Origin of the sequence: Candidatus Liberibacter brunswickensis, from assembly GCF_036858155.1 — a bacterium.
Lineage (GTDB): Bacteria > Pseudomonadota > Alphaproteobacteria > Rhizobiales > Rhizobiaceae > Liberibacter > Liberibacter brunswickensis.
Genome location: NZ_JAAEJX010000012.1, coordinates 1 through 14,628 on the forward strand (window position 1 = coordinate 1; position 14,628 = coordinate 14,628).

A 14,628-nucleotide genomic window follows, 5' to 3' on the forward strand; every position below is an offset into this window, starting at 1 on the left:
TCTTCTTCATATGTTGCTCCCGACCAATAGTCCCCCCGCTCGTATAACCGAGTGCCTAAACTATCTAAGGAAGGAGGGGAGATAAAAACAGATATGACATGGTCATTATAGAGATTTTCGATAATTTTTAAGCCGTTATTTGTGAGAATGAGTAATTTAGTGGTTTCAGAATCTATAATTGATTCTTGTTCTTATTCTTTGTTACGGAAATTCTTTCTTAATCCAATCCAAGATAGGTTTTATTTCGGGGAAAAGGAGATTACTTTTTGGTTAATGTCGTCTTGGAATAGGTTTTCTAGGATTATATCCTTTTTACTATCATATATATCCCTCAAATTTTGTATTTTATCTTTATCTAATAAACATTGCTTTTTATATTTCCTACTATATTGAACTACTTTTTCATCCCCGTCCAATAATATTGGAACATCTACTTTCCATCCTACCAAAATATTTAAAATAGGGCTCATAGCATCCGCACCATTCGTTGAAACAATATTTATACAATCATATTCAGGGAGATATTTTTTTATAAAATAACGATAGGCATAAACATCACTCATACCTTCAACAAGAAGAGAATAACGCCGTGCATCTAAAGGATACAAATTCACTTCGAGGGCATCTGCTATAGGTTGGAGATGATATGATTTTCTTTGTTTGCATGGTGAAATTCCTTAAAAGGAATAGCCTGAATACTGTAAAATTTTTTTTCGGTTAAATCATTAGAAACATAATTTGGGTTTATAATACTATTTTTAATAATATAAGTTCTACCAAGCCAATCTAAATTAATAAGATGATGAGAATGGGGTGAATAAATAACAGTCGTTCCTTTCACAGATTCTTTGCTGATCTGCAGGATGTAAATGTGATGCTGGTTCATCAAATAAAAAAATAATATCTAGAAGAAATTAAATACAAGATTGAAGAGTTACAAGCTGATCAACCTATTAAATTAGCAAAGATTAAAGCTCAACAAGCCAAAAGTGGTATTAAGTGGATAGAAGGCGTTAACGCTCTAATAAGACCAGTTATAACCTTTAGTTGGGTTGTTGCTTGTCCCTTATTATATATTGGTTGTGTTTTAAAGATGTCTTAGTTGATAAAAGCCCGCTTTCGCTATTAACCCCTTTTGAACAAGAGATCATTGGTGATATTTTAGGTTTTTGGTTTACAGATATAATAGTTAGAGAGAAGAAAGAAAGGTATAAAATATAAATAAGCTTCATAGGTTTTTTGGGTGAATATGTATCCTTTTGTTCAGGAAATTATAGTTACTATGCTTGGTTTTTGGTATGCAAAAAGCAGACTTAAGGAGAGGAGGGGTTAGATAAATATTATATCAATTAGTGTGTACAATAGTAACCAGTTTCTACTAAATCCTCTCTCTCTGATAGAAGAAACATTATCGGCCAAGATAAGAGGGAAGAGATAGGCGGGGCTATAATATGATACCCAAACCATATAAGTAGACCAATGAATAAGGCTGATTCCATATTCCCTACATTGTGAACATAGTTAGTGATCGGTTTTGCTGTCTTGTATCCCCATAGACTACATATATTTTTCACTTTATTATTAATTTCTTTTAGTTCTTGATCCTCAACTTCTTTAACCCACTTTCCTGAACTATGCTCAGTTATAACCATCCTTTTAGATATGTCAGCATCCTTAATATAAATCTTTGATGGCATCACGCAACCCTGCAATGGTATCAGTGGAAAAAAAACAATAAGTATATCAATTTCCTATTTATCATTTTATCTCCTCTTTATAATCATTCACAGGCTGTATTATTATTGTGCATATTCTACTCATTTGAGTCAAGGAACGGGGAGCATTTAATTGTTAATTAGTTACAAAGGGATTAAAAATTATGACTAAAAAGGTGCGGAGTTACTATAGGAAAAACAGCCTAGAATCAACACCCCCTTAAAGCGGGGTAGGATGCGTTTAAACCATTGATTTTACGTTATAATTCCGATTTTTTCTTTTAATTATTAATTTAACTATAAGCTACTGGTATTCTAGCATTTTTAATTTATTATTCGCTCCTTGTTTTATTGAGTGCAGGATTGATTGAAGAAGAAATTACTTTAGAAGAGTTGATTCCTAAACTCATTCGAATCCTTTATATTCAAGTACTTTCCTAAATCCGATTATTCCGCAAAATAAATAAATTTCACATTACTCGCCAACATGATAGTCATTACTTTTCTTATAAGTATTATACCGAAAAAGGTGCGGAGTTTTACTTTATAGAAAATATCCTAGAATAAATGCCCACTTAAAATAAACATTGTAAGAAGCGTTTAAGTTATTGGTTTTACCTCAGAACTTCATCTCTTTTTTAAGATTATCGCTTATTTTTTCAATAAAACCAGTAGTAGACAACCAATTCTGCTGAGGACCAATAAGTAAAGCTAAATCTTTTGTCATAAATCCATTTTCGACTGTTTTAACGCATACGCGTTCTAAACTTTCTGCAAAATTTTTCAATTCAGTGTTATTATCTAGTTTAGCTCTATGAAGTAAACCACGTGTCCAAGCAAAAATAGAAGCAATCGAATTAGTAGATGTTTCCTTACCTTTTTGATGTTGACGATAATGTCTTGTTACAGTTCCATGAGCAGCTTCAGTTTCCATCGTTTTTCCATCGGCTGTAATGAGAACTGAAGTCATTAGACCAAGAGATCCAAATCCTTGAGCTACTGTATCTGATTGCACATCACCATCATAATTCTTACAAGCCCATACATAGCCTCCAGACCACTTTATGGATGAGGCAACCATATCATCAATTAGACGATGTGCATATGTAATGCCTAGTTCATTAAATTTGTTTTTAAATTCATTTTCAAATATTTCTTCGAAAATATTTTTAAATCTTCCATCATAAGATTTTAGTATGGTATCTTTCGTCGAAAGGTATAATGGGAGTTGACGTGATAACGAATAATTCATTGCAGCACGTGCAAAGTCTCTTATAGAATCATCTATATTATACATTGCCATAGCAATGCCACTCCCAGGAGAATTAAAAACTTCTTTTTCTATAGTTTGACCATCATCTCCGATAAATTTTAATATCAACTTTCCTTTGCCATTAAATTGGAAATCTGTTGCTCGATATTGGTCTCCAAAAGCATGTCTCCCAATTATAATTGGTTTTTTCCATCCAGGGACAAGCCGTGGAACATTATTGCAAATAATTGGTTCTCTAAAAATAATACCACCAAGGATATTGCGGATAGTACCATTTGGTGATTTCCACATTTCTTTTAAATTAAATTCTTTTACACGTGCACTATCAGCTGTAATAGTCGCACACTTAATACCAACTCCACAATTTTTTATTGCATTAGCTGCTTCAACAGTTACTTGATCATTGGTTAAGTCTCTATTCTGAATAGAAAGATCAAAATATTCAATTTTAATATCAAGATAAGGATGAATGAGTTTTTCTTGGATTAATTTCCATATAATCCTTGTCATCTCATCACCATCTAAGCTTACAACAGGTTTGTTAACTATTATTTTTTTCACGAATTTTTTCCTATTGTGAATATTTAATACTAGTGGGTGTCTTTAACTTAGTATCTAATAAAGATTGATAAAAGTATAGTGTAATTTTTTCAAATGATAAAATAAATTTTATATTCAACAAAATATGTAAGTTTGGATTATTCGATGTTCTTGAAAAACTTTGAGATATAGGTTGTGTATTTAGGTAATCGTCAATTATTTAGTTATTGCGGCATGCAAATTGATACAATTGTTCCTTTTCCTTCTTTAGAAATAATTTTTAAGCGTCCTCCATGCAAATTAGTTAAGGCATCTGATATAGAAAGTCCAAGTCCAGATCCTCCTATGCTTTGGTAATATTGATTGTGTAATTGTTCAAAAGGTCTTCCAATTCTTGCTAAATCAGACTTAGGAATACCAATACCTGTATCAGCTATCGTTATAATCACAGATTTATTTACTGTAGAAGTTCTAATCATCATTTTCCCACCATTATTAGTGAATTTGATTGAGTTAGAAAGAATAGGAAACAAAATCTTTTTTATGATTTTTTGATCAGCGTTTAAAAATAGATCTGAAGATATTTTTTTTTCAATTGTGATATTTTTATCGTATGCCGATGAATAAACTAATTGAAGACTTTCATCAATTATAGGTATTAAATTTATTTTTTGTTTATTTATATGTATCTGATCCGTTTCTATTTTAGACATTTCTAAAATATCATTGATAATATTTAGCAAGTGCTGTCCACTATCGTGAATATCTTTAGCATATTCATAATATTTAATAGATCCTAGTTCTCCAAATATTTCTCTTTTAATAATTTCAGAAAAACCTAAAATAGCATTAAGAGGAGTTCGTAGTTCATGAGACATTTTAGATAGAAATTCTGATTTAGCTTTATTAGCTATTTCAACTCTTTCTTTTTCAAATTGGTATTTACTATTAGCTATTAAAAGTTCTGTTTTATGACGTTCTAATATTTGCCGTGATGTATAAAGATCATTGATAGTTGCTTTGAGTTGACGTTTAGATTCTCTCAGTTTCTTTTGATTACGTTTAAGTTGTGTTATGTCAGTTCCAACTGAAATTGTACCGCCGTCGTTTGTTCGCCATTCGTTAATTTGTATCCATCTTGAATTGGCAAGTTTGATTTCTTTACTGATATTCTGTGAATTTGTGGGATCAGAAGTATAATGTTCAACAACAGGGTGAATTTGAGCATTTTTAATATTTGAACGGGTATTCCTAGGTATAAGTACGTTGTCAGGCAATCCATAAGCTTTTTGATAATGTACATTACACATGACGAGGAGATCATCTTTATCACATAAAACGAATGCTTCAGAAGTACGTTCTATCGCTTTTGACAATTGTTTATCTGCTTCTGCATAACGTTTTTCTAAATAATATTGTTCCGTAACATCCATTGCTACGCCAATAACGTTCATGCTTCCCGATGATGTTCGCATCATTTGAGCACGTACTTTTATCCAAATATTATCTCCAATAGAATTACGCATTTGAAATATCTGATCTAATTGTGTGATACGTTTTCTTATTATTGATCGAGCTATTTGATATATTGTTTTATCATCGCAATGAATGAGACGTGCTATTTCACGAAACGATATTGCTTGATTTTTACAAGGAATTCCAAATATTTCATGCATGGAATGTGATAAATAAAATTTCTTTTTATCAAGATTAAAATTCCATATTCCGCATCTTCCATGTGATAAAGCTGTCTCAAAACATAGACTAGATTGGAATAAAATATTATTTTTTTCTTGTCTGTAATAATTAAAAAGCATTAACAAAAGAAGTGACGAGATACCAGCAAAAAAGACTATTTCTAATGTTACTTCTTCTCTCCAAAAACGTAATAATGGTATATTAGAATTGATTATGAAAATTAATCCATCATTATCGGAAAGATGAATTGATGATACATGATATGGTTTTTGAGAAATAAAAACTTCTGAACTTTTAAATATTTTATCATTGTCTTTTAAATTATCGAATTTTGGAATAATGTTGCTTATTTTTTCTCCTATATAATGGGAATTGTTGTCAGATGATGCAAACACTGTTCCATCGGATTTAGTAAGAATTATCAAGCTTTCAGGGAAAAAGCGTTTTATAATGATTTCCCCTAGTATAGATTCTGCTTTTTTTTGAAACTCTAGATTAAAACTTATTTTATTGTTTTTAAAAATAGCTTCTATTGCTTTTGCAATAATAATAGATTTTTGATCGGTGATTTGTTCTTGTTGTGCATATTTTGTAGTAACTTTGATTATGCTAGATATTGCTATAATAACCAGAAATGCTATGCTAACTATTGGTATTGTTTTACTAAATGATAAAAAGGTAGGGAAAAGACATTGTATTATTGATATGTGCAATCTTTTAAATATATTCTTAAAAGAAACAGTGATTTTCTGTCTATTTCTTGAATAACATAAGCCACAACTTTGTGAAATATTTTGCACATTTTCCATTAAAATTTCCTCGTAAATTAGTCTACAAAAATAAGAGTTGAGGATTGTTCTCTTTCTCGAATCATTAGTAATGAATCAAAGCAGATTCTTCTTGTCTAGAGAGAAAATGTTTCTTTTGTTAAATTTTATATATTTCCTGTGAATTTTTTATTTTCGTTTCATAAATTGTTCTGAAAAAATAGATTATGTTTACAAAACATCGTTTCTTGCGATACAAGGATTGCATGACACAATATTTGCCAAAATTACAAAATTCTAGCAAAGGTCTTGTTATCATTTTATTGGATCCACAGTTAGGTGAAAATATAGGTATGGTTGCACGTGCAATGTGGAATTTTAACTTAACTCAATTACGCATTGTGAATCCTAGGGATGGATGGCCTAATGAAAAAGCACGATCTTCTTCTGCTAACGCAGATTGTGTGATAGACTCTGTATGTGTATTCTCTAATATCAAAGAAGCTATATCTGATCTTCATTTTGTTTATGCTACTACTGCTAGAAGTCGTAATAATTTTAAATCTGTTTTTGCGCCGAAAGAAGCTGCAATCGTGTTAAATGAAAGAATTTCTTCTGGACAAAATGTGGGGATAATTTTTGGTCGCGAAAATTGGGGATTAACAAATGAAGAAATTTCTTTTTCTAATGCTATTATTAGTTTTCCAGTCAATCCAGTTTTTTCTTCTTTAAATATTTCTCAAGCAGTTTTGTTAATGGTGTGGGAATACATGGAAAATAGTGTTTTAATATCAGAAAAAACTGTGAAAGATCATAATATTCCTGCTACAAAAGGTGAATTGTTAAGTTTTTTAGATTATCTTGAAAGCTCTTTGGAAAAACGAGGTTATTTTCGTCCTGTGGAGAAAAGAAAAAAGATGTTAGATGATTTGCGTTCTGTATTTATTCGTGCTGAATTGATGAGACAAGAAGTTTTTCTATTGCGAGGAATTATTTCTGCTTTAGATAGATTTTCTAGGCAATCTCCACGTGGAGGTATTGTTTCTACTCAAAAAATAGAAAAATCATAATTAAAATATAGTTGTCTTCGTGAAAAAAAAACTTCAGAATCGTATTCTTATATTTGATAGTGGTGTCGGCGGACTTATTGTTTTGCAGAAGATGCGTTTTTTAATGCCTGAATATAATTTTATTTACGTTGCTGATGATATTGGTTTTCCTTATGGAAATTGGGAAGATCATGAATTGAAAAAACGTCTTATGTATATTTTTTCAGATATACTAGCTAAATATAAACCTGTATTATCAGTAGTAGCATGTAATACTGCTTTTACTTTAATTAAAGATGATTTGCATGTAGCTTTTCCATCAATGACTTTCCTTGGTGCAGTTCCTGCAATTGAAAAAGCAGTTTCTTATACGAAGAGTGGTATGATTTCTATTTTATCTACACCTGCTACACTAAGACGTGCATATACGAGTAATTTAATTCATTTTTATGAATCAAAGTGTCAAATTAACCTTGTTTCTTCTACAATACTTGCTTCTAAAATAGAAGAATATGTTTGTGGAAAAAATGTAAAAGACGAAGAAATAAAAGAAGAAATAAAAGAATGTTTTATTCAAAAAGAAGGTAAGTGTACAGATATTATTGTTCTTGCTTGTACACATTATCCTTTAATAAATCATGTTTTTCGACGAATATCTCCTTGGATAGTAGACTGGGTAGATACTTCTGATTCTATAGCTCTTCGTGCTCGTTCTTTACTGCCTAAAATTAATATGGATAATATTTTATTTGATGATCATGTATTATTCCTTTCTGGAAAACCAGATATTGCTATGTGTCGTTTAATGCAGGGATTTGGTTTGAAATAATGATAATATTTTATTGAAATTATTTTTTAAATAAATATGTGGATATTTAAAAAGAGGAAAAATTGAGATTTTTGTTAAAAAAATACATTTGTTCGTAGGAAGATGATATTTTAAGGATTGACCTTATTATAAATTAAGCTTAGAGATATCTCCATTAGTAAGATGTCTGTTTTTTTATAAAGCTATAATTTTTATTAATTTAAAACGGTTCCCGTGGTCTCGGTTTTGCAAAGTATGTTTTTTGTGACCTGTTAAATTTTGTATTACAAAGTTAGAGGAGGGTGCGTTTCTTAATTGTGTTTTTTAAATGATAAAGGATATTGAAACGGTAATTTTGAAAGGAATATAATGAGTAAGCGTGAATCATCTAAGCATAAAATTGATCGTCGTATAGGTGAAAATTTATGGGGACGTCCAAAATCTCCAGTTAACACTCGTTCATATGGCCCTGGTTTGCATGGTCAGCGTCGCAGAACAAAACCTTCTTATTTTGGTTTGCAATTGCGTGCTAAGCAGAAGATGAAAAAGTATTATGGTGATATTAGTGAAAAGCAATTTTGTTCTATCTTTAAGAAAGCAGATCGTAAGAAAGGTGATACTTCTCAAAATTTGATTTCATTGCTTGAATCTCGTTTGTCTACCATAGTATACCGAGCTAAATTTGTTCCTACTATTTTCGCTGCGCGTCAGTTTGTGAATCACCGTCATGTTCTTGTCAATGGTCTTCCTGTTAATATTGGATCATATTGCTGTAAAGAAGGCGATGTCATAGAGGTAAAACAAGCATCTAAACAATTAGCTTCTGTCTTAGAATCAGTACAGCTTGCTGAACGTGATGTTCCCGATTATATCAAAGTTGATTATGATAATATGGTAGCTACTTTCGTTAGGGTTCCGTCTTCACTTAGTGACGTTCCATATCCTGTTATTATGCAACCTAATCTTGTCGTTGAATTTTATTCTCGTTAAAATCTATATCGTGGAATATATTGCTTTGGAGATATTTATTTGGATCTAGAGAAAATTATAAATGGTATTTATAAAGAGATAAAATATCAAATTGATAAGGGAAGTGTAGCGGATTATATTCCTGAATTAGCTAGAGTTGATATAAATCACTTTGGTATGTCTGTTGCTTTAGAAAATGGTAATATCTACTCTGTTGGTGACTCCAAAGTTCCTTTCTCAATTCAAAGTATTTCAAAAGTTTTTCTTCTTACTATAGCTCTACAAAAAGTTGATGAAAGTATTTGGAAACGTGTTGGTAGAGAGCCTTCAGGTTCTTCTTTTGACTCAATAGTACAGCTTGAATATGAGAATGGTATTCCGCGTAATCCTTTTGTTAATGCTGGTGCTATAGTTGTTTCTGATACGGTTCTTGAAAATAGTTCTGTAGATAATGAAATACATAAATTCTTGAAATTTGTTCATAGTATATCCGATGATACATCAATTTATATTGATTCTGTAGTTGCTAGTTCAGAAATAGAAAATGGTTATCGTAATTTTGCACTTGCTAATTTTGTTCGTTCTTATGGTAATGTACGTTATAAAGTTGAAGATGTTTTAAAATTTTATTTCTATCAGTGTTCCATCATGATGAGTTGTATTCAACTTGCAAAATCTGGTTTATATCTTGCATTTCGTGGATATAATCCCTTAACAAAAAAGCAAGTTATTTCTCCACAACAGTCGCGTTGTATAAACGCAGTAATGTTGACATGTGGTCATTATAATAACTCTGGTGATTTTGCGTATCGTGTTGGATTTCCTGGGAAAAGTGGTGTTGGAGGAGGAATCCTCGCTATTGTTCCTTCTAAGGCTTCAATAGCTGTTTGGTCTCCTGGTTTGAATAGTTCTGGTAATTCTCTATTAGGAGCTAAGGCATTAGAACTTTTAGCTATTCGTACAGGTTGGTCAATATTTGATCCTTTAGTAACTTAAATACTAATGTGTATTACATTTTTTATTAATTAAAAAAATCTATTTCTTATACCTTTTGTTTCCGTATATTGTTATTATTTTATATGTAAATCGTGTGATAACTACCTAACTATTATTTTATACATTTGATATTTTACAAATAAAAAATGATAAAATATTATTATATGTTTCTATATTTAATAATACATTTCAAATTCAACAGGGCATGGAGTTTGTTCCAATCTCAATACTTCATTCTTTTTTAAATTAATAAATGCATCAATTTGATCATCGTCAAAAACATTTCCTACCTTTAAGAATTTTCTATCACTATCTAGATTTTCTAGTGATTCTCGTAAAGAAGAGCATATTCTTGGTACTTTTTTTTGCTCTTCTGAAGTTAATTCATCAAGATTTTCTCCAGGATGAATTTTTTTTGCAATTCCATCTAATCCTGCCATTAAGATTGCCGTAAAAGCAAGGTAAGGATTTGAACTAGGATCAGGAAATCTTATTTCAATACTCTTTCTATTATCTGAATTGTTATCAAATGGAATGCGACAAGAAGCAGAATGATTATAGGTTGCATAAGTAAGTTTTATTGGAGGCTTATAATCAGATAATAAGCGTTTATAGGAATTAGTAGAAGAATTTGTAAATGCATTCAGTGCTTTTGCATGTTTTATAATACCACCTAGGTAATAAAGGCATGTTTGGGATAGCCCTTCATAATGATTGCCTTTAAAAACTTCTTGTTCTCCTTTATAAATTGACATACTTAGATACATGCTAGAACCTTCATTATGACGTATGGGTTTTGGCATGAAGGTAGCAGTTTTACAATATGAATTTGCTACTTGATGAACAGAATATTTATATTTTTGAAGGTTGTCAGAAGCATTTAATAATGCTTCTGATTTTAAACTGAATGAATGTTGAGCGTGATTTGATTTATTTTGATATTTTGTGATTTGAACGTCTATGCTATTTAAAGAACTCATTATTTCAGATCGCATATCATGTAATCTGTCTTGTGGAGGAAGTATATAAGCACTTTTTACATTTGGATTATATACTCTGTTATCTATGTTTTGTGGAAATTCAGCAGATTCCAATGAAAATCCTGATTTAACATGTGACATTGCACAATGAACGCTATCAAATATAAAAAAATCGGCTGTTATGCCTAGTAATAATGTATCACCTATCTCTGTTTTCTGTAGATAGTCAATTGCTTTTTTTGTAGTATATCGGGGATCTCGGTTATAAGGTTTAAGAGTAGCAGTATCATATACATCACAAATAAAAGCCATTGTTGACTGTGCATAGAATGGATCTATGTGCATTGTTTTTATATCAGGAATTAGGGTTAAATTTAGGCTTTTAGAATCCCATCCATTAATAGAAGAGCTATCCAAAATTATTCCATTTAAAAGAAACTTCTCATTTAATAAGGATGTGTCCATTGATATATGGAGAAACTTTCCTTGCAAATCAGTAAAGCGCAGGTCAACGAATTTTACTTTTTCTTCCTCAATCTTTTGTATGATTGTAGCAGTATCCTCACTAACCATTTTACGCTCTCCTTCTACTCTTATGCTATTAGGAAAATTAAATAGACTTGTATATATATTTTAGGTTTATATTGAAGATAATCTCTTTTCGAATTTTGTTTTTAAAAAATAATTTTCATCACGTATTTTATATATTATAAGTATTTATGATTTTTGGGTATCATTATTTTAAATGACAGTAAATTAATATTATTACAATTATTCATTTTTTAATATCGATTTAAGAAATTTTCCAGTATACGAAAGGGGTTCTTTTGCAATTTCTTCTGGAGTTCCATATGCTATGATTTTTCCACCATTATCTCCTCCTTCTGGTCCAAAATCTAAAATCCAATCAGCTGTTTTTATAACTTCTAGATTATGTTCAATAACAATAATTGAATTGCCTCTTTCGATTAGTGTATGTAAAATATCTAATAGTTTAGCTATATCATGATAATGAAGGCCGGTAGTTGGTTCATCTAATATATATAGGGTATTACCTGTACCTTGTTTTGATAGCTCTTTGGCAAGCTTGACTCGTTGTGATTCTCCTCCCGATAGGGTATCAGCTGATTGTCCAATTTTAATATATCCTAGACCTACTTCTTGGAGGCTGGCTAATTTATTACGTATCGAGGGAATATTATTAAAAAAATCCAAACTTTCTTCAACTGTCATAGATAGAATATCAGCTATTGATTTGTTTTTAAATAGTATCTGTAATGTTTCAGGATTATAGCGTTTTCCTTGGCATACGTCGCATGTTATGTGCACGTCTGGGAGAAAGTGCATTGCAATTTTTATTACACCATTTCCTTCACAAACCTCACATCTTCCTCCTTTTACATTGAATGAAAAGCATCCAGCTTTATATCCACGTTCTTTTGATTCGGGTAAGTTGCTAAACCAATCTCTAATTGGTGTAAATGCTCCAACATAAGTTGCAGGATTAGAACGAGGTGTATGACCAATTGGAGATTGATTTATGCTAATAACTTTATCAATGTATTCAATCCCATCTATACGGTCATATTCTCCAGGATTATATTTAGATCCCATAATAGTTCGTGCAGCAGCCTTGTATAAAGTAGATATAAGAAAAGTAGATTTTCCTCCTCCAGATATTCCGGTAATTGCAGTAAATAATCCAAGAGGTATGGATGTTGTAATATTTTTCAAGTTATTGCTTCTTGCATTTACAACGTGAATCATGCGATTTATATCGTATTTGCGTCTTTTTTCTGGTATTTTAATATTCATTTTACCAGACATATATTGCCCAGTTAAGGAATTTGGATGTGACATAATTTGAGATGGAGATCCTTCTGCTATAATTCTCCCTCCATTAACGCCCGCTCCTGGTCCTATATCTACAATATGATCGGCGGCGAGTATTGTTTCTTCATCATGTTCAACTACAATTACATTATTCCCCTTATCTCGAAGATTTTTTAGGGTATTTATTAATTTTCTATTATCTCGTTGGTGTAATCCTATAGAGGGTTCGTCTAATACATAAGTAACACCAGTTAATCCAGATCCTATTTGGGATGCTAGGCGTATACGTTGACTTTCTCCATTTGATAACATGTTTGCACTACGTGATAAGGTTAGATAATTAAGTCCTATTTCTGAGAGAAAATGAATTCTTTTCCTAATTTCATTAAGAATAGATTCTGATATTTTATTAGCCTTTTGTGTCATTTTTGTAGGAAGTTGCTCAAACCATATTTGTAATTTTTTAATGGACATATCTGCAATTTCTCCAATATGTTTTCCATCAATTTTGACAGCTAGAGTTTCATTTTTAAGGCGATATCCATGACAAGATGTGCAAGGTGATGAAGACATATATTTTTGAATCATTTCACGGAACAGTGCGGAATCCGTTTCATTCCAACGTTTTTCTAAGGTTGGAATGATTCCTCTAAATAATAAATTATTATATGAATATTTTTGATTATGAGATGAATTAATTTTATCATTTTTTATTCCATAAAGAATTATTTTTTTATTTTCATCAGATAGATGACACCAAATATCGTTTAGGGAAAATCCTAATTCTTTTCCTAGTGAAGTAAGAATATTTGTTTGATGTTCGGATAAAGGATTAGACCAAGGAGCGATAGCGCCATTATTTAGTGCTAATTTTGGATTAGGTATGATAAGTTTTTCGTCTATTTTTTGTTTTATTCCTAAACCATCGCAATGATGGCAAGCGCCGGCTGGATTATTGAAAGAAAAAATACGAGGTTCTATCTCTGCAATACTAAATCCAGATACAGGACATGCGAGATTTTCAGAAAAAAGAATTTGATTAGGATGGGTATTTGATTGTTCTACAAGTGTTTTTTTATCATGATTAGAATCAATATCAATATTAGTGGCAATTGCCAAGCCATTCGTTATCTGTAAACAAGTTTTAAGGCTATTGACTATTCTTTCTCTGATATTTTCATGAATGACAATTCGGTCTACTAAAATGTCAACATTATGTTTTGATTTTTTATCAAGATCAGGAACATCTGATATATTATAAAATATTCCATCAACTTTTACTCTCTGAAATCCTCTTTTTAGTATATCTACGAGTTCTTTTTTAAATTCTCCCTTGCGGTTTCTTATTATAGGAGCAAGCAGATATATGCGAGTTCCTTTTTCAAATGAAAGAATGCGATCTGTCATTTGGCTGACATTTTGGCTTTCTATAGGAAGTCCTGTCGTAGGAGAATAGGGTATACCTATTCGTGCAAATAGTAACCGCAAATAATCATGAATTTCTGTGATGGTACCAACGGTAGAACGAGGATTATGAGAGGTATTCTTCTGTTCGATAGATATTGTAGGGGATAATCCATCTATTTGATCTACATCTGGTTTTTTAATATTTCCTAAAAATTGTCGTGCATATGTAGACAAACTTTCTATATAACGCCTTTGTCCTTCAGCATGAATTGTATCAAAGGCTAGTGATGATTTTCCTGATCCGGAAACACCAGTTATTACAATCAGTTTGTTTCGTGGTAATTCTATATTTATGTTTTGAAGATTGTGTTCTCGAGCACCATAAATAGAAATATTTTTTATATTACTCATTAATTTCTTATTAAAAATATTTGTTGGAGATTATAGTAGTATTTAATATTATTATGTACGATAGGGAGAATCATTTGTAAAGTATAATAGGAAAATTGATATAAATGATTATATTGATTCTAATTTTAGAATAGATATCATTTATAGTGGATGTGGTTTTGTTGTATTAACTCTTATGAGTA

The 14,628-nt window shown here is 30.9% G+C and carries 11 protein-coding genes; 4 read left to right on the top strand and 7 right to left on the bottom strand.

From position 1 onward, the window contains the following. Window positions 1-239: 239 nt before the first annotated feature. The 5 genes from GY664_RS04045 to GY664_RS04065 form a co-directional block, all read right to left on the bottom strand. Window positions 240-614 (bottom strand): TOPRIM nucleotidyl transferase/hydrolase domain-containing protein, encoded by a 375-nt coding sequence (locus GY664_RS04045; RefSeq protein ID WP_333948193.1) that lies wholly within the window; start codon window positions 612-614, stop codon window positions 240-242. A gap of 14 nt (window positions 615-628) precedes the next feature. After that, window positions 629-886, bottom strand: a complete 258-nt coding sequence (locus tag GY664_RS04050; protein WP_333948194.1) for a hypothetical protein — start codon at window positions 884-886, stop codon at window positions 629-631. Window positions 887-1,349: 463 nt separating this feature from the next. Then, complete coding sequence (locus GY664_RS04055) at window positions 1,350-1,697, bottom strand: hypothetical protein (RefSeq protein ID WP_333948195.1); 348 nt, start codon at window positions 1,695-1,697, stop codon at window positions 1,350-1,352. A gap of 637 nt (window positions 1,698-2,334) precedes the next feature. Next, window positions 2,335-3,549 carry an NADP-dependent isocitrate dehydrogenase gene (locus GY664_RS04060; protein ID WP_333948196.1) on the bottom strand — a complete coding sequence of 405 codons (1,215 nt, stop codon included), beginning with the start codon at window positions 3,547-3,549 and terminating at the stop codon, window positions 2,335-2,337. Window positions 3,550-3,752: 203 nt separating this feature from the next. Next, entirely contained in the window at window positions 3,753-6,035 is a 2,283-nt protein-coding gene (locus GY664_RS04065) for a PAS domain-containing sensor histidine kinase (protein WP_333948197.1), read from the bottom strand. A gap of 224 nt (window positions 6,036-6,259) precedes the next feature. Between GY664_RS04065 and GY664_RS04070 the strand changes: the two genes are divergently transcribed. From GY664_RS04070 to GY664_RS04085, 4 genes are all read left to right on the top strand, one after another. Then, the gene (locus GY664_RS04070) at window positions 6,260-7,063 is read left to right on the top strand and encodes an RNA methyltransferase (protein ID WP_333948198.1); all 804 of its coding nucleotides are present in this window, start codon (window positions 6,260-6,262) and stop codon (window positions 7,061-7,063) included. A 19-nt stretch (window positions 7,064-7,082) separates the two neighbouring features. Further along, window positions 7,083-7,871 carry an aspartate/glutamate racemase family protein gene (locus GY664_RS04075; protein WP_333948199.1) on the top strand — a complete coding sequence of 263 codons (789 nt, stop codon included), beginning with the start codon at window positions 7,083-7,085 and terminating at the stop codon, window positions 7,869-7,871. Window positions 7,872-8,219: 348 nt separating this feature from the next. Next, window positions 8,220-8,840, top strand: coding sequence for a 30S ribosomal protein S4 (gene rpsD / locus GY664_RS04080; protein ID WP_333948200.1), 621 nt, complete (start codon window positions 8,220-8,222; stop codon window positions 8,838-8,840). A gap of 39 nt (window positions 8,841-8,879) precedes the next feature. Then, entirely contained in the window at window positions 8,880-9,815 is a 936-nt protein-coding gene (locus GY664_RS04085; protein WP_333948201.1) for a glutaminase, read from the top strand. Between the two features lie 176 nt (window positions 9,816-9,991). Here GY664_RS04085 and glnA read toward each other — a convergent pair whose 3' ends face one another. Continuing rightward, window positions 9,992-11,368 carry a type I glutamate--ammonia ligase gene (gene glnA / locus GY664_RS04090; RefSeq protein ID WP_333948202.1) on the bottom strand — a complete coding sequence of 459 codons (1,377 nt, stop codon included), beginning with the start codon at window positions 11,366-11,368 and terminating at the stop codon, window positions 9,992-9,994. Window positions 11,369-11,566: 198 nt separating this feature from the next. Further along, the gene (gene uvrA / locus GY664_RS04095; protein WP_333948203.1) at window positions 11,567-14,446 is read right to left on the bottom strand and encodes an excinuclease ABC subunit UvrA; all 2,880 of its coding nucleotides are present in this window, start codon (window positions 14,444-14,446) and stop codon (window positions 11,567-11,569) included. Between the last annotated feature and the right edge of the window lie 182 nt (window positions 14,447-14,628).

Bases quoted from the DNA above. Each gene is read 5' to 3' on its own strand.
- GY664_RS04050 (WP_333948194.1), bottom strand. From the start codon at position 886: ATGAACCAGCATCACATTTACATCCTGCAGATCAGCAAAGAATCTGTG.
- GY664_RS04055 (WP_333948195.1), bottom strand. From the start codon at position 1,697: ATGCCATCAAAGATTTATATTAAGGATGCTGACATATCTAAAAGGATG.
- GY664_RS04065 (WP_333948197.1), bottom strand. From the start codon at position 6,035: ATGGAAAATGTGCAAAATATTTCACAAAGTTGTGGCTTATGTTATTCA.
- GY664_RS04070 (WP_333948198.1), top strand. From the start codon at position 6,260: ATGACACAATATTTGCCAAAATTACAAAATTCTAGCAAAGGTCTTGTT.
- rpsD (WP_333948200.1), top strand. From the start codon at position 8,220: ATGAGTAAGCGTGAATCATCTAAGCATAAAATTGATCGTCGTATAGGT.
- glnA (WP_333948202.1), bottom strand. From the start codon at position 11,368: ATGGTTAGTGAGGATACTGCTACAATCATACAAAAGATTGAGGAAGAA.
- uvrA (WP_333948203.1), bottom strand. From the start codon at position 14,446: ATGAGTAATATAAAAAATATTTCTATTTATGGTGCTCGAGAACACAAT.